Raw genomic sequence first — 17,439 nt, 5'->3', positions numbered from 1 at the left:
CGGGGAGTTTCAAGCTTGCAACTGATCTGGCTGCGCAGCGACCTGCGCGTGCATGACAACACCGCCTTGAGTGCCGCGGCGGTCCGTGGTCCTTGTGTCGCGGTCTATTTGTTAAGCCCTGCACAATGGCTGGCCCACGACGATGCACCGTGCAAGGTGGATTTCTGGCTGCGCAATCTGCGCGATCTGAGCCAGACCCTGGCCAGATTGAATATCCCGCTGCTGATCCGCGAGGCCTCGCACTGGGACGACGCTCCCCGGGTTCTGGCCGGTTTGTGTGATGAGCTTGGGGTCGAGGCGGTGCATGCCAATGATGAGTACGGCGTGCACGAAACCCGTCGCGACGCCGCCGTGCGCCAGGCACTGGAGACCGCCGGCATCGCCTGGCACAACTATCTCGATCAACTGTTGTTCCAGCCGGGTAGTGTGCTGACCCGGACCGGGACCTATTTCCAGGTATTCAGCCAGTTCCGCAAAGTCTGCTATTCGCGCCTGCATGGCAGCCTGCCGCAGTTGGTCGCACCGCCAAAAACCCAGGCCCCAACAGGCATCGACTCCGACTCGATTCCTGAACAACTCGATGACTTCCCAACGCCGAGCGCGCACTTGCGCGCCTTGTGGCCGGCAGGCGAAGCAGAAGCACAGCGCCGCCTGAACGAATTCACTGACGCTCAGATCGATTACTACAAGGACGAGCGCGACTTGCCGGCCAAGCCCGGCACCAGCCAGCTGTCGACCTACCTGGCTGCCGGCATCCTCTCACCCCGTCAATGTTTGCACGCCGCTCTGCAAAGCAATCAGGGTGAGTTCGAGAGCGGGAGCGTCGGCGTCGTGACTTGGATAAATGAACTGCTCTGGCGAGAGTTCTATAAACATATCCTCGTCGGTTACCCACGCGTCTCCCGACATCGCGCATTTCGCCCGGAAACCGAAGCCCTGGCCTGGCGTCACGCTCCTGAAGATCTGGCTGCCTGGAAAGAAGCGCGCACCGGCTTGCCGATCATCGACGCGGCGATGCGCCAACTGCTGGAAACCGGCTGGATGCATAACCGGTTGCGGATGGTGGTGGCCATGTTCCTGACCAAGAACCTGCTGATCGATTGGCGCGAAGGTGAGCGTTTCTTCATGCGTCACCTGATCGATGGCGACCTGGCCGCCAACAACGGCGGCTGGCAATGGAGTTCCTCAACCGGCACCGACTCGGCGCCCTACTTCCGCATTTTCAACCCGCTGAGCCAATCGGAAAAATTCGACAGCGAAGGCCTGTTCATCAAGCACTGGTTACCAGAGCTGGCGGGCTTGAACAAAAAAGATATCCACAACCCGGCCAATATGGGCGGGTTGTTTGGCGTGGCGGATTATCCCTTGCCGATCGTCAACCTCGGACAATCACGCGAGCGAGCCCTGGCCGCATTCAAAAATCTGCCAACCCGAATGGATGCCGCAGGTGTGCATGACTAACCTCGCGTAGCACATTACCCCTGACGTTTCAGGATGGACAATCAGCCAGACCAGGAGTGCAGTATGAGTCTGACCAGACCCCGGCGGTATTGGCTAACAGGCGCCGGCAATGGCTTGGGCGCAGCCTTGGCCGAGCAGTTACTCAAAGCTGGCGTGCATCTAGCCCTCAGCGCACGCACCGCGACGCCACTCAAAGCCCTCGCCCAGAACTACCCGGGCCAGGTGCTGGTGCTGCCCGGCGACCTGACCAACAGTCAGACCGTGCGCGAGATCGCTGAACAGATCATGGACGATTGGGGCTCGCTGGACACGGTCATACTGAATGCGGGCACTTGCGAGTACGTCGAAGCCAAGCAGTTCGATCCATCGTTCAGTGAACATGTGGTACGCACCAATCTACTCGCCAGCAGTTTCTGCATTGACGCCGCCCTGCCGCTACTGCGAGCCGGTACCGCACCGCATCTGGTCGGTATCGCCAGCCCATTGACGCAGATGCCACTGCCACGCTCCGATGCCAAAGGCAGTGCAATAGCCGGCCTGCGCCATCTGTTCGAATCCGTACGAATTGACCTGGCTCCCGAAGGCATTGAAGTGACCCTCGCCAGCCCCGGCACCGCCGACAGCCTGGTAGCCGACAACCGGGCCGACCCAGTGCCACTGAGCCTATCTGCAGAGGCGACAGCCTGTCACATCGTCGAAGAGCTCAAACAGCGCCCACTGCAGATCACTCTGCCGCCCCTATCCATGCCTGCACTCTGGCCATTGTCGGGAGGCCGCGAAGGCGTAGAGCTGGTCATCAGCAAACCCGGGAACTCCCACTTGCCGCCCCTAGACGAACAGCCGTGAACATCAGCCACAGGCAGTCTTGCCAGCCTGCCTGACGATCGAGCGTCCGTCAGGGCGTTCACACGGTGCGCGCCCACTGCCGTAGACTGGCGCCCATGAACACCATTCCCCTTACCGAAGTCGTCGACCCCGCCGTCACCTGCTCGACCTGTGCGGCCTGCTGCTGCCAGCTTGAAGTGATGCTGATTACCGACACCGGTGTGCCTGAACGTTATATCGATACCGACGATTGGGGCGGCGAAGTCATGCTGCGTCTGGATGACGGCTGGTGCGCGGCGCTGGATCGCGACACCATGCTGTGCACGATCTACGAACAGCGTCCGCTGATTTGCCGCGAGTTCGAGATGGGCGCACCTGAGTGCCTGGAAGAACGCCGGGGCATCGCCACGGCGTATAAATAGTCAGGCCTACAGCGGCATCGTGTAATGCAGGGCGTAGCTCTCGACACCGTCGTTCGGATTGCTGATCCCCGCGTTGGAGTAATGCGTGGCGCGTATCCCGACTTCGTGCCCCCCGGCAAAGCGCAGGCCGAACCCGAAGCGGTCCTCGAACTGGAAGGCCGAGCCGAGTTTGTTGTCCTCGACTTGAGTATGCGCGAAGAGCGCAACGCCGATCCCGGCTTCGACGTAAGGTTTGACGCTATCGCCGGCGAATTCGTAGACCAGCACCGGCGAGAATGACAGGCTGTGGTTGCTCGCCTCTTTGTCACCATCCCAGAACGTGTACGCCCCGCTCCAGTAGCCAGTCAGGCGCCCGACATCGGTTTGCCACCAGCTCTTGTCCCAATCGGATTGCATCCCCAGGCGATAGGTCATGGTCGAATCACTCGTCTGACCTACCCCGAACTCCACGCCCGCTGCCTGGACGCTGAAACTATTCCCCAACAACGCGGCCGCAAGCGCAGCCAGACAGAACACTTGCCTCATAGGAAACATCCTTTTTTGCGAACGACTTTTAGAGTTTTTGTTCAACAGACGCAGCAATAGAATCTCGCCCCCGCGCGAAAGTTCAGCCGAATTTCCCTGCTTGTTGAGTTCGTCCTACAGGCTGAAGCTTTGCACAACGCCGGGGTTATTCCAGAGTAACGGCAAGATATTTATGAAGTGTTGCTGGTTGCCACTGGTCCAGAATCGAGTGGCAGCTGCCGGCCCATCCGCCAGTAACTCACGCTCGGCGAGCAGGCGTTGCAGTTGCCGGGCAACGGCGGCACCGGTGTCGATCAGGCTGATGTCGGCGGGGAGCATCTGCAGCAGCAGGTGCTTGAGGAAAGGATAGTGGGTACAGCCAAGGATGATCGTGTCACAACCGGCCGCCAGTAACGGCTCCAGGTAATGCCCCAGTAATTGGCGCAAGGCCGGACTGTGCAGGTCGCCGGCCTCGATCATCTCCACCAGGCCCGGGCACGGCTGGGTGACCACCCGCACATCGGTGGCAAAACGATCGAGCAAGGCGGCGAACTTGGCGCTTTGCAGGGTCCCGGTGGTGGCAAGCACTCCGACCACACCGCTGCGGGTGGCCGCAGCAGCGGGTTTGACCGCCGGCTCCATACCAACGATGGGCCACTCTGGATAGTCACGCCGCACATCCGCGACGCCGGCCACAGTCGCGGTGTTACAGGCCACCACCAGGGCCTTGGCGCCCTGTTCGCGGAAGAATTTCGCCATCACGCTGCAGCGCTGGCGAATAAACTCCGGGGTTTTCTCGCCATAGGGAATGTGCCCGCAATCGCCGAGATACAGCAGCGACTCATTCGGCAGCAGGCGCTGGATCTCCGCCAGCACCGAGAGCCCGCCGACACCGGAGTCGAATACTCCAACCGGCGCCTCACGCATGGGTCGTACCGCAGACACTGCAACCCGGATCACGCTTGACCCGCAACTCACGAAAGCGCGTGCCCAGCGCGTCGATCAACAACAAGCGGCCCACCAGCGGCTCGCCGAAACCGGCCAGCAACTTCAGCGCTTCCAACGCCTGCAGACTGCCGACCAAACCCACCAGCGGGCCGACCACGCCGGCTTCACTGCAGGTCAGTTCGGCTTCGCTGCCGTGTCCGTACAGGCAGTGATAACACGGGCTCTCGGCGCGGCGCGGGTCGAACACCGACAATTGCCCTTCAAGGCGAATCGCCGCACCGCTGACCAATGGCTTGCGCGCCGCGACACAGGCTGCGTTCACCGCTTCACGGGTAGAGAAATTATCGGAACAGTCGAGCACCAAGTCGACGGCCGCCACTGCGGCCGCCAGCGAGTCCTCATCCAGCGCGGTGCGGTGGGCGAACAGTTCGATCTCGGGATTGATCGCGCTCAGGCGGCGGATCGCCGAGTCGACCTTGCTCATACCGACGCTGTCGGTGTCGTGGATGATCTGTCGTTGCAGGTTGGTCAGGTCGACCGTGTCGAAGTCCGCCAGGTGCAACTGGCCGACTCCGGCCGCCGCCAGGTACAACGCCACCGGTGCGCCAAGGCCACCGAGACCGATGATCAGCGCGCGGCTTTGTTTGAGTCGCAACTGGCCGTCGATGTCGACGTGCTGCAACAGGATCTGCCGGCTGTAGCGCAACAGCTCCTGATCGTTCAGCACGGCAGGCGCCCCAGGCTGATTCGCTGATGACCGCCGAGGTCCTTGCGGCTGTGTACCTCGTCAAAGCCTTGGCTCAGCAGCAAACCGCGCACTGCCTCGGCTTGATCGTAACCGTGTTCGAGCATCAACCAGCCCCCCGATTCCAGGTGTTGCGGTGCCTGGGCAATGATCAGGCGCAGATCGTCCAGGCCATCGACGCCGGCCACCAGTGCGCTGGCCGGTTCAAACCGTACGTCACCGGCGACCAGATGTGGATCGGCGGCGGCAATGTATGGCGGATTACTGATGATCAGGCTGTAGCGATGGTCCTTCAGCGAGTCGAACCAGTGACTGCTGAGCACCGTGACGTTGAGCAGATGCAGGCGCTGGCGATTGCGCTCGGCCAAGGCCACGGCCTCCAACACACGATCCACTGCCGTCACCTGCCACGCCGGACGCTCGCTGGCCAAGGCCAAAGCAATGGCCCCGCTGCCAGTACCCAGATCGAGTACCCGGGCGGGCGTGGCCGGCAACAGTTCCAGCGCGGTTTCCACCAGCAACTCGGTGTCCGGACGCGGAATCAAGGTGTGCGGGGCAACTTCCAGGTCGAGCTTCCAGAAACCCTGCTGGCCGAGGATATAGGCGACCGGCTCGCCGCTGCGACGGCGCTGCAGGTAGTCGGCAAAGGTCAGCGCGGCTTCGCTGGGGACAATGCGTTCCGGCCAGGTGTGCAGGAAGCTGCGGGATTTTCCCAGGGCGGCGGCCAGCAGTAACTCGGCATCAAGGCGTGCCGTCGGCGAGTCAGGCAGGTCGGCGGCGCGCAACAAACTGGCAATGATGGTCATTTACTCACCTATCGCCGCCAGTTGGTCGGCCTGATACTCGGCCAGCAACGGCTCGATCACGGCCTCGACGCCGCCGGCGAGAATCTCGTCGAGGGAATACAGCGTCAGGTTGACCCGGTGGTCGGTGACCCGACCCTGGGCATAGTTATAGGTGCGGATCCGCTCGGAGCGATCACCCGAACCCACCAGCAATTTGCGCTCGCTGGCGATGGCATTCGCCGCCGCTGCGGTTTGCTGATCGTTGAGTTTGGCCACCAGCCAGGCCATCGCCCGTGCTCGGTTCTTGTGCTGGGAGCGTTCTTCCTGGCACTCGACGACGGTGCCGGTCGGCAAGTGCGTGATGCGGATCGCCGAGTCGGTTGTGTTGACGTGCTGACCACCCGCCCCAGAGGAGCGGTAAGTGTCAACGCGCAAATCCGCCGGGTTGATCTCGATCGCTTCTCGCTCATCCGGCTCAGGCAGCACCGCCACGGTGCAGGCCGAAGTGTGAATGCGGCCTTGGGACTCCGTCGCGGGTACACGCTGTACGCGGTGCGCGCCAGATTCAAATTTCAGCTTGCCGTAAACGTTGTCGCCTTCAATGCGGGCGATGACCTCTTTATAGCCACCGTGTTCGCCTTCGTTTTCCGAAAGAATTTCCACACGCCAGCCACGCCGTTCGGCGTAACGCGAGTACATGCGGAACAGGTCGCCGGAGAAAATCGCCGCCTCGTCGCCACCGGTGCCGGCACGAATTTCGAGGAAGACGTTGCGGCTATCGTTGGGATCCTTGGGCAGCAGCATGCGTTGCAGATCGGCGTCCAGGGTCACCAGCAATTCTTTGGCATCGCGGACTTCTTCCACAGCCATTTCACGCATGTCCGGGTCGTTGTCCTTGAGCAGCGCTTGCGCGCCTTCAAGATCGCTTTGTACGCCGAGCAGCTTCTTATAAGCGTGTACGACCGGCTCAAGTTCGGCGTATTCCTTGGAATAAGCGCGAAATTTGGTCTGATCGGAAATGACTTCGCCATCGCCGAGCAAGGCGGTCAGTTCCTCGAAACGATCCTGGAGGACATCCAGTTTATTGAGCAGTGACGCTTTCATTGCGGTTTTTTATCCGAAGAGCTATCCGACGCCCCCTCACCGAGGGCAAAGAGTTCCTGTGCCATGGCCAGCGCATCGAGGCGGCCTTCGGCGGTAAGCTTTTTCAGTTGCACACTGGGGGCGTGCAGCAGTTTGTTGGTCAGGCCCCTGGCCAGTTGCACCAGCACTTCTTCGGCGCTGCCGCCATTGGCGAGCAGGCGCTGGGCCTTCTGTAATTCTTCATCGCGCAAGCGTTCGCTTTGCTGACGATAGGCCTTGAGCACGTCGACCGCTGCCAGTTCACGCAGGCGCACCATGAAATCATCAGCGCCGACCGACACCATTTCTTCCGCCGCCTGGGCAGCTCCCTGGCGACTCTTGAGGTTTTCCGCGACCACTTCGTGGAGATCGTCGACGCTATAAAGGTAGACGTCATCCAATTCGCCGACTTCCGGCTCGATATCCCGTGGCACGGCGATGTCGACCATGAAGATCGGCTTGTGCTTGCGCAGTTTCAAGGCGCTTTCCACCGCGCCCTTGCCCAGGATCGGCAACTGGCTGGCGGTGGAGCTGATCACGATGTCACTGCGCACAAGCTCTGCCGGGATATCCGAGAGCAACACGGCATGGGCGCCGAACTGTTCAGCCAGCAGGCTGGCGCGCTCCAGGGTACGGTTGGCGACGACGATGCGCTTGACCCCCAGTTCGTGCAGATGCCGGGCAACCAGGGTGATGGTTTCACCGGCACCGATCAACAACGCCTGGCTGCGCTGCAAATCGCTGAAGATCTGCTTGGCCAGGCTTACGGCGGCAAATGCCACGGACACCGGGTTCTCACCAATGGCGGTGTCGGTGCGCACCTGCTTGGCGGCATTAAAGGTTGCCTGGAACAAGCGCCCGAGCAACGGCCCCACGGTGCCGGCCTCGCGCGCCACAGCATAGGCCGATTTCATCTGACCGAGAATCTGCGGTTCGCCCAACACCAGCGAGTCGAGCCCGGAGGCGACGCGCATCATGTGACGAACTGCCGCATCATCTTCATGCACATAAGCACTCGCGCGCAGCTCATCGAGGCTTAAATGATGATAATCGGCCAACCAGCGCAGCACGGTATCGGCACTCAGCTGATCCTGTTCTATATAGAGTTCGCTGCGATTGCAGGTGGAGAGGATCGCAGCTTCGCGGCTGTCGGTGAGTCGGCAGAGCTGCTGCAAGGCCTCAACCAGCTGTTCCGGAGTAAAGGCCACGCGTTCGCGGACGTCTACGGAAGCAGTCTTGTGGTTAATACCGAGTGCAAGGAAGGCCATTCAAGATCGCTGATGATGTCGAGAAGCCGACAATTGTCCTACTTCGCCAGACTCAGAACAACCACCGTTGTCTATTGTCCCTATAGACAGCCCGTGAAAAGGCCGTAAAGAGATAAAGAGTGCCCCGGTTATGTTTGACCGAAGGCTTGTGTCATGATGATCCGACCGCAGGTAAGTCGTCCTCTTCCCCTATGAATAGATCTTTCGCGTTGTTCCTCGCTGTTGTCTTCCTCAGCGGCTGCCAGGCCATGGCACCCGACTCGACGGACGGTACCCCGCCGGTCGCCGGCAGCACGCCAGCCCCTGAAAAACCCAAGGTCTACAGCTCTTTCAGCGAAGACACGGTGTTCAGCCTGCTGAGTGCGGAGCTGGCCGGCCAGCGCAACCGCTACGACATTGCGCTGGACAACTATGTGACCCAGGCCATCAATACCCAGGACCCGGGCATTTCCGAGCGGGCGTTTCGCATCGCCGAATACCTGGGCGCCGACCAGGCGGCACTCGATAGCGCATTGATCTGGGCCAGAAACGCCCCCGACGACCTTGAAGCGCAACGTGCCGCCGCTATCCAGTTGGCGCGCAGCGGGCGCTACGACGACTCCATGGTCTATATGGAAAAAGTCCTGCAAGGCAAGGGCGACACCCATTTCGACTTCCTCGCCCTGTCCGCCGCCGACACCGACCAGGACACCCGCAACGGTTTGATGAAGAGCTTTGATCGCCTGTTGCAGCGTCATCCGAACAACGGTCAGCTGATTTTCGGCAAGGCCTTGCTGTTGCAACAGGACGGTGACTCCCAGGGCGCCTTGACCCTGCTGGAGAAAAACCCGCCGGAAGACGGTGAGGTGGCGCCGATCCTGCTGCGCGCACGCCTGCTGCAGAGTCTCAATCGCGGCGACGAATCGCTGCCGCTGCTGCAGAAAAGCATCCGCAAATATCCGGATGACAAGCGCCTGCGCCTGACCTATGCCCGCCTGTTGGTCGAGCAGGACCGCATGGACGACGCCAAGGCCGAGTTCTCCAGCCTGTTGCAGCAGTATCCGGAAGACGATGAACTGCGCTATTCCCTGGCGCTGGTCTGCCTGGAAGCCAAGGCTTGGGACGAGGCCAAGGGCTATCTGGAAGATCTGGTCGCCCGCGACAGCCACGTCGACTCCGCTCACCTGAACCTGGGCCGTATCGCCGAAGAGCGCAACGATCCACAAGGGGCGCTGATCGAATATGCCCAGGTCACGCCAGGCACCGACTACTTGCCGGCGCAACTGCGCCAGGCCGATATCCTCATGCAGAATGGCCGCACCGCCGAAGCCCAGAGCCGCCTGGCCAAGGAACGTGACGAACAACCGGACTACGCGATCCAGCTATACCTGATCGAAGCCGAAACCCTGGCCGCCAACAAACAGCCCGATCGCGCCTGGTCCGTCCTCGACAAAGCCTTGAAGCAATACCCCGACGACCTGAACCTGCTGTACACCCGCGCGATGCAGGCGGAAAAACGCAACGATCTGGCGCAAATGGAGACCGACCTGCGGCAAATCATCAAGCGCGACCCGGACAACGCCATGGCCCTCAATGCCCTGGGCTACACCCTGTCCGACCGCACCACGCGCTACGCCGAAGCCAAAACCCTGATCGAGCAGGCGCACCAGTTGAGCCCGGAAGACCCAGCCGTACTCGACAGCCTCGGTTGGGTCAATTTTCGCCTGGGCAACCTCGATGACGCCGAGCGCTACCTGCGCCAGGCCCTCGAGCGCTTCCCTGACCAGGAAATCGCCGCGCACCTGGGCGAAGTCCTGTGGGCCAAGGGCAAACAGCGCGAAGCCAGGCAAATCTGGGCCAAGTTCCTCAAGGACCAACCCGACAGCCCTACCCTGCGCAGCACCATTAAGCGCCTGACCGGATCCGAGACTCTTTAAAATCATGTTTTTGCGCCACTTCATTGCTTTCATCTTCATCGCCCTCCTCGCCGGCTGTGCGGGCCTTGGCCCCCGCGAATCGGTCGAGGGCCACGGCAACGCCGCGCAATGGCGCGAACACAAAGAGCAACTGACCGGCCTCGATGGCTGGCAGATTGACGGCAAGATCGGCATCCGCGCGCCAAAAGACTCAGGCAGCGGCACGCTGTTCTGGCTGCAGCGCCAGGACTACTACGACATCCGCTTGTCCGGCCCGTTGGGTCGCGGCGCGGCACGCCTGACCGGCCGCCCTGGCGATGTGACCCTTGAAGTGGCCAACCAGGGCCGTTACAACGCGCCGAGCCCGGAACTCCTGCTTGAGGAACAATTGGGTTGGAAACTGCCGGTCTCCAATCTCGCCTGGTGGGTGCGCGGACTGCCATCGCCTGCCAGCAAAAGCCGCCTGTCCCTGGACGGTAACAGTCGCCTGGCAAGCCTCGAACAGGACGGTTGGCAAGTCGAATACACGGCCTACACCGAGCAAAATGGCTACTGGCTGCCCGAACGGATCAAGCTGCACGGCAGTGATCTCGACGTCACGCTGGTGATCAAGACCTGGCAACCGCGCAAGCTGGGGCAATGACATGAGCGCTGACCGCCTGACACTGCCCTCTCCGGCCAAGCTCAACCTGATGCTTCACATTCTCGGCCGTCGTGCCGACGGTTATCACGAGTTGCAGACACTGTTTCAATTCCTCGACTACGGCGACGAAATCACCTTCGCCCTGCGCGATGACGGCGTGATTGCCCTGCACACCGAATTCGAAGGCGTCCCCCACGACAGCAACCTGATCGTCAAGGCAGCGAAAAAACTTCAGGAACAAGCCGCCTGTGGTCTGGGGGTCGACATCTGGATCGACAAAGTCTTGCCCATGGGCGGCGGCATCGGCGGCGGCAGTTCGAACGCGGCGACCACACTGCTGGGTCTCAATCATCTGTGGCAACTGGGCTGGGACGAAGATCGCCTGGCGACGCTGGGTTTGACCCTGGGTGCTGACGTCCCGGTTTTCGTTCGCGGCCATGCGGCGTTCGCCGAAGGCGTGGGCGAGAAACTGACCCCGGTGGACCCCGAAGAACCGTGGTACGTCGTGCTTGTGCCGCAAGTCTCTGTTAGTACGGCAGAAATTTTTTCCGATCCGTTGTTGACACGTAACACGCCGCCCATTAAAGTGCGCCCCGTTCCCAAGGGAAACAGTCGAAATGACTGCTTACCGGTGGTAACAAGGCGTTACCCAGCTGTAGCCAACGCCTTGAATTTGCTAGGTAAATTTACCGAAGCAAAGCTCACCGGAACTGGAAGTTGTGTGTTTGGGGGCTTCCCAAGCAAAGCTGAAGCTGATAAAGTCTCGGCCCTTCTTACAGAGACCCTTACAGGGTTTGTAGCAAAAGGAAGCAACGTTTCGATGTTGCATCGCAAGCTGCAAAGTCTGCTCTAAAGGAACCGATTACTGGGTAATCGTTGCAACAAATACAGGGGCGTCGCCAAGCGGTAAGGCAGCAGGTTTTGATCCTGCCATGCGTTGGTTCGAATCCAGCCGCCCCTGCCATTTTCCTATACTCATCCAGGTTACCCTCAGCCTTCAGGTACTGCGCGTGTCCAAGATGATGGTCTTTACGGGGAACGCTAACCCCGATCTGGCTCGGCGTGTCGTACGTCAGCTGCATATCCCTCTCGGTGACATCTCTGTCGGTAAGTTCTCCGACGGCGAAATTACTGCCGAGATCAATGAAAACGTTCGCGGTAAAGACGTCTTCATTATTCAGCCGACTTGCGCTCCGACCAACGATAACCTGATGGAACTCGTCGTGATGGCTGATGCCTTCCGTCGTTCCTCAGCGACTCGAATCACTGCGGTGATCCCTTACTTTGGTTATGCCCGTCAGGATCGCCGTCCGCGTTCCGCACGTGTGGCTATCAGCGCGAAAGTCGTTGCTGACATGCTTACCGTAGTCGGCATCGACCGTGTCCTCACGGTTGATTTGCATGCTGACCAGATCCAGGGCTTCTTCGATATTCCAGTAGATAACATCTACGGCTCCCCAGTACTGGTGGATGACATCGAAGACCAACGCTTCGAAAACCTGATGATCGTGTCCCCGGACATTGGTGGCGTCGTGCGTGCACGGGCCGTTGCCAAATCCTTGGGCGTGGATCTCGGGATCATCGACAAGCGCCGTGAGAAAGCCAATCACTCTGAAGTGATGCATATCATCGGTGATGTCGAAGGGCGTACCTGCATTCTGGTTGACGACATGGTCGACACCGCCGGCACCCTGTGTCACGCGGCGAAAGCCTTGAAAGAGCATGGCGCTGCCAAAGTCTTTGCCTACTGCACACACCCTGTGCTGTCGGGTCGGGCGATCGAGAACATTGAAAATTCCGTGCTGGACGAGCTGGTGGTGACCAACACCATCCCGCTGTCCGCTGCAGCACAAGCCTGTGCGCGTATCCGCCAACTGGATATCGCACCGGTAGTTGCTGAGGCGGTTCGCCGCATCAGTAATGAAGAATCGATCAGCGCGATGTTCCGCTAAGGGCCCTGCCCTTCTCGAACCTCTCGTTGATGAAAGCGCCCCGCCCCGGCATTCCTGTCGGGGCGGGGCTTTTTTGCCCATACCGTGTTTGGCGCTGGTCGCAAACGCCTTCCGGTAATGGCTATTTTGGAGATACAAAATGACTGACTTTACTCTGAACGCTCAAGCGCGTACTGACCTGGGGAAAGGTGCGAGCCGCCGCCTGCGTCACGCACTGAACATCCCTGCCGTTGTATACGGTGGCGACAAGCCTGCTGAATCCGTGACCATCCTGGCCAAGGAAATCGCCAAACTGTTCGAAAACGAAGCTGCCTACAGCCACGTTATCGAACTGAACGTTGACGGCGCCAAGCAGAACGTCATCGTTAAAGCGATGCAGCGTCACCCAGCCAAGCAATTCATCATGCACGCTGACTTCGTGCGCGTTGTTGCTGGCCAGAAACTGACTGCCAAGGTACCGGTTCACTTCATCAACGAAGAAGCTCCGGTCAAGAAAGGCGGCGAGATCTCCCACGTTGTGAACGAGATCGAAGTTTCCTGCGAAGCCAAGGACCTGCCTGAGTTCATCGAAGTTGACCTGGCTAACGCCGAAGTCGGCGCGATCATTCACCTGTCCGACCTCAAGGCTCCTAAAGGCGTTGAGTTTGTTGCTCTGGCACACGGCGATGACAAGGCAGTTGCCAACGTCCACGCTCCACGTGTTGCTCCAGAAGCAGAAGGCGCTGCAGAGTAATTTTACTCTGTACGCCGGAGTGACCCAGTAACATCGCGGACTGGAACGTAGCGAGAAAGCGGGCGGAACGCGGAGTTTACATCATGGTAAATGAGCACTTTTCGTCCACTTTCGCCGCAACCTCCACTTGCCGCGATCTTACTCACCACTCCAAGGAAGGGCCCCTGACGTGACTGCCATCAAACTGATCGTTGGCCTGGGAAATCCAGGCACCGAATACGAACAGACCCGGCATAACGCAGGGGCCCTTTTTGTTGAGCGCATCGCGCAAGCGCAGGGTGTCAACCTTGTGCCCGATCGCAAATATTTCGGCCTGACCGGACGCTTCTCGCATCAGGGTCAGGATGTTCGCCTGCTGATTCCCACCACCTACATGAACCGCAGCGGCCAGGCCGTGGCGGCACTGGCAGGATTTTTCCGGATCAAGCCGGAAGAAATACTGGTGGCGCATGACGAACTCGACTTGCCTCCCGGCGTTGCCAAGCTCAAACAGGGCGGCGGGCATGGCGGTCACAACGGGTTGCGCGACATCATCGCGCAACTGGGCAATCAGAATACGTTCTACCGCTTGCGGCTTGGCATTGGCCACCCGGGCGTTGCCAGTATGGTTTCTAACTTTGTCCTGGGTCGTGCGCCACGCGCCGAACAGGAAAAACTCGATGCCAGCATCGACTTTGCCCTCGGCGTGCTGCCGGATATCTTCGCCGGTGAATGGAACCGCGCGATGAAAAACCTGCACAGCCAGAAGGCCTGACTCTTATCCAAGGGGAAACACCATGGGATTCAATTGCGGCATCGTCGGCCTGCCTAACGTCGGCAAGTCCACCCTGTTCAACGCCCTGACCAAATCCGGTATTGCGGCGGAGAACTTCCCCTTCTGCACCATCGAGCCGAACAGCGGTATCGTGCCGATGCCGGACCCACGCCTGGAAGCCCTGGCTGCCATCGTCAATCCCAAGCGCATCCTGCCGACCACCATGGAATTCGTCGACATCGCCGGCCTGGTGGCCGGCGCCTCGAAAGGTGAAGGCCTGGGTAACAAGTTCCTGGCCAACATCCGTGAAACCGATGCCATCGCCCACGTGGTCCGCTGCTTCGAAGACGAGAACGTGATTCACGTCTCCAACAGCGTCGACCCGAAACGCGACATCGAAATCATCGACCTGGAACTGATCTTCGCCGACCTCGACAGCTGCGAGAAGCAACTGCAGAAAGTCGCGCGCAACGCCAAGGGCGGCGACAAGGACGCAGTGGTCCAGAAAGGCCTGCTGGAGCAACTGATCGCGCACTTCACCGAAGGCAAGCCAGCGCGCAGCCTGATGAAGAACATGGGCGCCGACGAGAAAGCGGTGATCAAGGGCTTCCACCTGCTGACCACCAAGCCGGTCATGTACATCGCCAACGTCGCTGAAGACGGCTTCGAGAACAACCCGCACCTGGACGTGGTCCGGGCCATCGCCGAAGAAGAAGGCGCCATGGTCGTTCCGGTCTGCAACAAGATCGAAGCGGAAATCGCCGAGCTCGATGACGGCGAAGAGAAAGACATGTTCCTCGAGGCCCTGGGCCTGGAAGAGCCCGGCCTGAACCGCGTGATCCGCGCCGGCTACGAAATGCTGCACCTGCAGACCTACTTCACCGCCGGTGTCGAAGAAGTCCGCGCCTGGACCGTCCGCGTCGGCGCCACCGCGCCACAAGCCGCGGGCGTGATCCACACCGACTTCGAAAAAGGCTTCATCCGCGCCGAAGTGATCGCCTACAACGACTTCATCCAGTTCAAGGGTGAAGCCGGTGCCAAGGAAGCCGGCAAATGGCGCCTGGAAGGTAAGGACTACATCGTCAAGGACGGTGACGTGATGCACTTCCGCTTCAACGTCTAACGGCATCCGTGGGATACCACGGCGCTAAATGGACCTCAAAACCCCCGTAATCACTCAGTGATACGGGGGTTTTTCGTATAGCAACAAACACCCTCCCCAGCATTTTTCAAATGCATCCTCTGATGCCCCACAAGCCCACCAGACGGGTGCCGCATAAAAAAACTTCGCCAAGCCAAACTTTGGGAAACGGACTACATACACGAAGCCCCTCCGCCCACCAGAATTCGCGCGTTTCACCCAGCCCATCCGGGCTGGCCAGGGAGCGTCGCACGAGCCGAAAAGACTCAGCCCTCCCGTGAAATACAATCGCCACCATGAGGGTGGCGAAATAAAAACCCATGGGACTCAAGCATGAAACGCATTATCAAAGCATCGATCGCACTCACTCTTGCTACTGGTGTTGCAGTGCTTTCCGGCTGTACTGGCCAGATGTACAACCAGCAAAAAAACTGCTCCTACGATTATCTGCTCCACCCGGCGGTTTCCATTTCGAAAATCATCGGAGGCTGCGGCCCAACAGACAAGCTGCCGCAACAGTGAGTTCGACAGTCGATTGAGCGACTAACTTTCGACTGAGATAGAAACCCTTCGTCCAACATCGACGAAGGGTTTTCAAGATAAAGAACCAGCCACGCCAGAGGTGCTGGCTCAGGCCTTTTTCGAGCGTGGCAGAAAGATTGCCAGCACCCCGAGCAATGGCAGGAACGAGCAGAGGAAGTACACGTATTCGATGCCGTGAATGTCCGCCAGATAGCCCAGCAACGCCGCACCAATCCCGCCAAAACCGAACATCAGGCCGAAGAACACCCCGGCGATCATTCCCACATTGCCCGGCACCAACTCTTGCGCGTAGACCACAATGGCCGAGAACGCCGACGCGAGGATGAAGCCGATCACCACACTAAGAATGGTGGTCCAGAACAGGTCGACATGGGGCAGCAGCAAGGTGAACGGCGCGACGCCGAGGATTGAGAACCAGATCACCGCCTTGCGCCCGATCTTGTCGCCGATCGGCCCACCGAAAAAGGTCCCCGCTGCCACCGCACCCAGGAACAGGAACAGGTGCAACTGGGAGCTGGCCACCGACAGGTCGAACTTCTCGATCAGGTAGAAGGTGAAGTAGCTGGTCAGGCTGGCCATGTAGAAATACTTGGAGAACACCAGCAGGCCAAGGACCACCAACGCACTGATCACCCGGCGCTTCGACAGCCCGTGCGTCGCCGCCTGGCCTTGCTTGAGCTTGAACAGATTGAGGTGATTGGCGTACCAGCGACTGATGCGGTACAGCACCAGCAAAGCGAACACCGCGAACAGCCCGAACCAGGCCACATTGCCCTGACCAAACGGAATGATGATCGCTGCCGCCAGCAACGGCCCAAAGGCCGAACCGGCGTTACCCCCCACCTGGAAGGTCGACTGGGCGAGGCCAAAACGCCCACCCGAGGCCAACCGCGCCACGCGCGAAGCTTCCGGGTGGAAGGTCGAGGAACCGATGCCGATCAACCCCGCCGCCAGCAGAATCAAGGGAAAGCTGCCGACCTGAGACATCATCAGAATACCGACCAAGGTGCAGACCATGCCCATTGGCAACAGATAGGGTTTGGGATGACGGTCGGTGTAATAGCCCACCCAGGGTTGCAGCAGCGAGGCGGTCAACTGGAAGGTCAAGGTGATCAGGCCGACTTGGGTGAAGGTCAGGCCGTAGCTGTCCTTGAGCATCGGGTAGATAGACGGCAGTACCGACTGAATCAGGTCATTGATCAGATGCGCCAGGGCCACGGCACCGATAATACGCATGACCAGAGGGCTACTTTGCGGAGTCGCGGGCGCCGCTGACGCGGCAGTTTGAGAGGTGCTGATTGCCATGAGGGTTTCCAGACAGCGGATGGGCGCAATTGCAGGTGCGACAATGTGCCATTTTTCCCTAGGCAAAGACCATCCCCTTAGCCTGCTAACGACTTTATCGGATCATTCCAAACAGGGCATTGGTCGGCTGCGGGGGCCAAAAATTGGTTTTTATCGAGGTTTGTGGGTAAGCAGTTGAAAGTGTAGAGAAATATTTTAGATTCATGCTTGACACATCATCGTCTCATGCCGATAATGCGCACCACTTGGCTACATAGCTCAGTTGGTTAGAGCATAGCATTCATAATGCTGGGGTCCGGGGTTCAAGTCCCTGTGTAGCCACCAAGTACCGATTCATAGATGCCAGCATCTATGAATCACCTCAAGAAGCCCGCCTAGTGCGGGCTTTCTTGT

18 protein-coding genes and 2 tRNA genes are annotated in these 17,439 nt (G+C 59.7%); 13 read left to right on the top strand and 7 right to left on the bottom strand.

Annotated features, from left to right (window positions below):
* Window positions 1-15: 15 nt before the first annotated feature.
* The 3 genes from phrB (at window position 16) to NR126_RS05250 (ending at window position 2,708) form a co-directional block, all read left to right on the top strand.
* Window positions 16-1,461, top strand: coding sequence for a deoxyribodipyrimidine photo-lyase (phrB, locus tag NR126_RS05260; protein WP_256829835.1), 1,446 nt, complete (start codon window positions 16-18; stop codon window positions 1,459-1,461).
* A 63-nt stretch (window positions 1,462-1,524) separates the two neighbouring features.
* Window positions 1,525-2,307 carry an SDR family oxidoreductase gene (locus NR126_RS05255; RefSeq protein WP_256829834.1) on the top strand — a complete coding sequence of 261 codons (783 nt, stop codon included), beginning with the start codon at window positions 1,525-1,527 and terminating at the stop codon, window positions 2,305-2,307.
* 95 nt (window positions 2,308-2,402) lie between these two features.
* Window positions 2,403-2,708 (top strand): YkgJ family cysteine cluster protein, encoded by a 306-nt coding sequence (locus NR126_RS05250; protein ID WP_027619495.1) that lies wholly within the window; start codon window positions 2,403-2,405, stop codon window positions 2,706-2,708.
* Between the two features lie 6 nt (window positions 2,709-2,714).
* On the opposite strand, the gene NR126_RS05245 is transcribed toward NR126_RS05250, so the two are convergent.
* The 6 genes from NR126_RS05245 to hemA form a co-directional block, all read right to left on the bottom strand.
* Window positions 2,715-3,233, bottom strand: a complete 519-nt coding sequence (locus NR126_RS05245; RefSeq protein ID WP_027619494.1) for an acyloxyacyl hydrolase — start codon at window positions 3,231-3,233, stop codon at window positions 2,715-2,717.
* A gap of 114 nt (window positions 3,234-3,347) precedes the next feature.
* Window positions 3,348-4,139: a glutamate racemase gene (gene murI / locus NR126_RS05240; protein WP_256829832.1), complete on the bottom strand. Its 792-nt coding sequence runs from the start codon at window positions 4,137-4,139 to the stop codon at window positions 3,348-3,350.
* On the bottom strand, window positions 4,132-4,887 hold the full coding sequence (locus NR126_RS05235) for a molybdopterin-synthase adenylyltransferase MoeB (RefSeq protein WP_256829831.1): 756 nt from the start codon (window positions 4,885-4,887) through the stop codon (window positions 4,132-4,134). Before NR126_RS05235 ends, murI begins: the two co-directional genes overlap by 8 nt.
* Entirely contained in the window at window positions 4,881-5,711 is an 831-nt protein-coding gene (gene prmC, locus NR126_RS05230) for a peptide chain release factor N(5)-glutamine methyltransferase (protein ID WP_027619491.1), read from the bottom strand. The genes NR126_RS05235 and prmC overlap by 7 nt, the downstream gene beginning before the upstream one ends.
* Window positions 5,712-6,794 carry a peptide chain release factor 1 gene (prfA, locus tag NR126_RS05225; protein WP_027619490.1) on the bottom strand — a complete coding sequence of 361 codons (1,083 nt, stop codon included), beginning with the start codon at window positions 6,792-6,794 and terminating at the stop codon, window positions 5,712-5,714.
* The gene (gene hemA / locus NR126_RS05220; RefSeq protein ID WP_027619489.1) at window positions 6,791-8,080 is read right to left on the bottom strand and encodes a glutamyl-tRNA reductase; all 1,290 of its coding nucleotides are present in this window, start codon (window positions 8,078-8,080) and stop codon (window positions 6,791-6,793) included. Before hemA ends, prfA begins: the two co-directional genes overlap by 4 nt.
* A gap of 191 nt (window positions 8,081-8,271) precedes the next feature.
* On the opposite strand from hemA, the gene NR126_RS05215 reads away from it, so the two are divergent.
* The 9 genes from NR126_RS05215 to NR126_RS05175 all read left to right on the top strand — a co-directional run bounded on the left by NR126_RS05215 (window position 8,272) and on the right by NR126_RS05175 (window position 15,720).
* Window positions 8,272-9,996 carry a tetratricopeptide repeat protein gene (locus tag NR126_RS05215; protein ID WP_105754810.1) on the top strand — a complete coding sequence of 575 codons (1,725 nt, stop codon included), beginning with the start codon at window positions 8,272-8,274 and terminating at the stop codon, window positions 9,994-9,996.
* A gap of 4 nt (window positions 9,997-10,000) precedes the next feature.
* Window positions 10,001-10,618, top strand: a complete 618-nt coding sequence (gene lolB / locus NR126_RS05210; protein WP_027619487.1) for a lipoprotein insertase outer membrane protein LolB — start codon at window positions 10,001-10,003, stop codon at window positions 10,616-10,618.
* Between the two features lies 1 nt (window position 10,619).
* Complete coding sequence (gene ispE / locus NR126_RS05205; protein WP_105754811.1) at window positions 10,620-11,471, top strand: 4-(cytidine 5'-diphospho)-2-C-methyl-D-erythritol kinase; 852 nt, start codon at window positions 10,620-10,622, stop codon at window positions 11,469-11,471.
* Between the two features lie 36 nt (window positions 11,472-11,507).
* Window positions 11,508-11,582: transfer RNA gene (locus NR126_RS05200), tRNA-Gln, on the top strand.
* A 46-nt stretch (window positions 11,583-11,628) separates the two neighbouring features.
* Complete coding sequence (locus NR126_RS05195; RefSeq protein ID WP_003171603.1) at window positions 11,629-12,570, top strand: ribose-phosphate pyrophosphokinase; 942 nt, start codon at window positions 11,629-11,631, stop codon at window positions 12,568-12,570.
* Window positions 12,571-12,709: 139 nt separating this feature from the next.
* Window positions 12,710-13,303, top strand: coding sequence for a 50S ribosomal protein L25/general stress protein Ctc (locus NR126_RS05190; protein WP_256829829.1), 594 nt, complete (start codon window positions 12,710-12,712; stop codon window positions 13,301-13,303).
* Between the two features lie 169 nt (window positions 13,304-13,472).
* Window positions 13,473-14,057 (top strand): aminoacyl-tRNA hydrolase, encoded by a 585-nt coding sequence (gene pth / locus NR126_RS05185; protein WP_027619484.1) that lies wholly within the window; start codon window positions 13,473-13,475, stop codon window positions 14,055-14,057.
* A 22-nt stretch (window positions 14,058-14,079) separates the two neighbouring features.
* On the top strand, window positions 14,080-15,180 hold the full coding sequence (ychF, locus tag NR126_RS05180) for a redox-regulated ATPase YchF (RefSeq protein WP_027619483.1): 1,101 nt from the start codon (window positions 14,080-14,082) through the stop codon (window positions 15,178-15,180).
* A gap of 351 nt (window positions 15,181-15,531) precedes the next feature.
* Window positions 15,532-15,720: a YhfL family protein gene (locus tag NR126_RS05175; protein WP_027619482.1), complete on the top strand. Its 189-nt coding sequence runs from the start codon at window positions 15,532-15,534 to the stop codon at window positions 15,718-15,720.
* A 108-nt stretch (window positions 15,721-15,828) separates the two neighbouring features.
* Here the strand turns inward: NR126_RS05175 and NR126_RS05170 are convergent, their stop codons facing one another.
* Window positions 15,829-17,046: an MFS transporter gene (locus tag NR126_RS05170; RefSeq protein WP_256829828.1), complete on the bottom strand. Its 1,218-nt coding sequence runs from the start codon at window positions 17,044-17,046 to the stop codon at window positions 15,829-15,831.
* A 247-nt stretch (window positions 17,047-17,293) separates the two neighbouring features.
* Here NR126_RS05170 and NR126_RS05165 point away from each other — a divergent pair.
* Window positions 17,294-17,370: transfer RNA gene (locus NR126_RS05165), tRNA-Met, on the top strand.
* Window positions 17,371-17,439 lie beyond the last annotated feature (69 nt).

Source organism: Pseudomonas sp. Pse1, from assembly GCF_024519635.1.
Taxonomy (GTDB): Bacteria; Pseudomonadota; Gammaproteobacteria; order Pseudomonadales; family Pseudomonadaceae; genus Aquipseudomonas.
This window is presented reverse-complemented; position numbering and strand designations above follow the sequence as displayed.

Bases quoted from the DNA above. Each gene is read 5' to 3' on its own strand.
- NR126_RS05255 (WP_256829834.1), top strand. From the start codon at position 1,525: ATGAGTCTGACCAGACCCCGGCGGTATTGGCTAACAGGCGCCGGCAAT.
- NR126_RS05250 (WP_027619495.1), top strand. From the start codon at position 2,403: ATGAACACCATTCCCCTTACCGAAGTCGTCGACCCCGCCGTCACCTGC.
- NR126_RS05245 (WP_027619494.1), bottom strand. From the start codon at position 3,233: ATGAGGCAAGTGTTCTGTCTGGCTGCGCTTGCGGCCGCGTTGTTGGGG.
- murI (WP_256829832.1), bottom strand. From the start codon at position 4,139: ATGCGTGAGGCGCCGGTTGGAGTATTCGACTCCGGTGTCGGCGGGCTC.
- prmC (WP_027619491.1), bottom strand. From the start codon at position 5,711: ATGACCATCATTGCCAGTTTGTTGCGCGCCGCCGACCTGCCTGACTCG.
- prfA (WP_027619490.1), bottom strand. From the start codon at position 6,794: ATGAAAGCGTCACTGCTCAATAAACTGGATGTCCTCCAGGATCGTTTC.
- hemA (WP_027619489.1), bottom strand. From the start codon at position 8,080: ATGGCCTTCCTTGCACTCGGTATTAACCACAAGACTGCTTCCGTAGAC.
- NR126_RS05215 (WP_105754810.1), top strand. From the start codon at position 8,272: ATGAATAGATCTTTCGCGTTGTTCCTCGCTGTTGTCTTCCTCAGCGGC.
- lolB (WP_027619487.1), top strand. From the start codon at position 10,001: ATGTTTTTGCGCCACTTCATTGCTTTCATCTTCATCGCCCTCCTCGCC.
- ispE (WP_105754811.1), top strand. From the start codon at position 10,620: ATGAGCGCTGACCGCCTGACACTGCCCTCTCCGGCCAAGCTCAACCTG.
- NR126_RS05190 (WP_256829829.1), top strand. From the start codon at position 12,710: ATGACTGACTTTACTCTGAACGCTCAAGCGCGTACTGACCTGGGGAAA.
- ychF (WP_027619483.1), top strand. From the start codon at position 14,080: ATGGGATTCAATTGCGGCATCGTCGGCCTGCCTAACGTCGGCAAGTCC.
- NR126_RS05175 (WP_027619482.1), top strand. From the start codon at position 15,532: ATGAAACGCATTATCAAAGCATCGATCGCACTCACTCTTGCTACTGGT.
- NR126_RS05170 (WP_256829828.1), bottom strand. From the start codon at position 17,046: ATGGCAATCAGCACCTCTCAAACTGCCGCGTCAGCGGCGCCCGCGACT.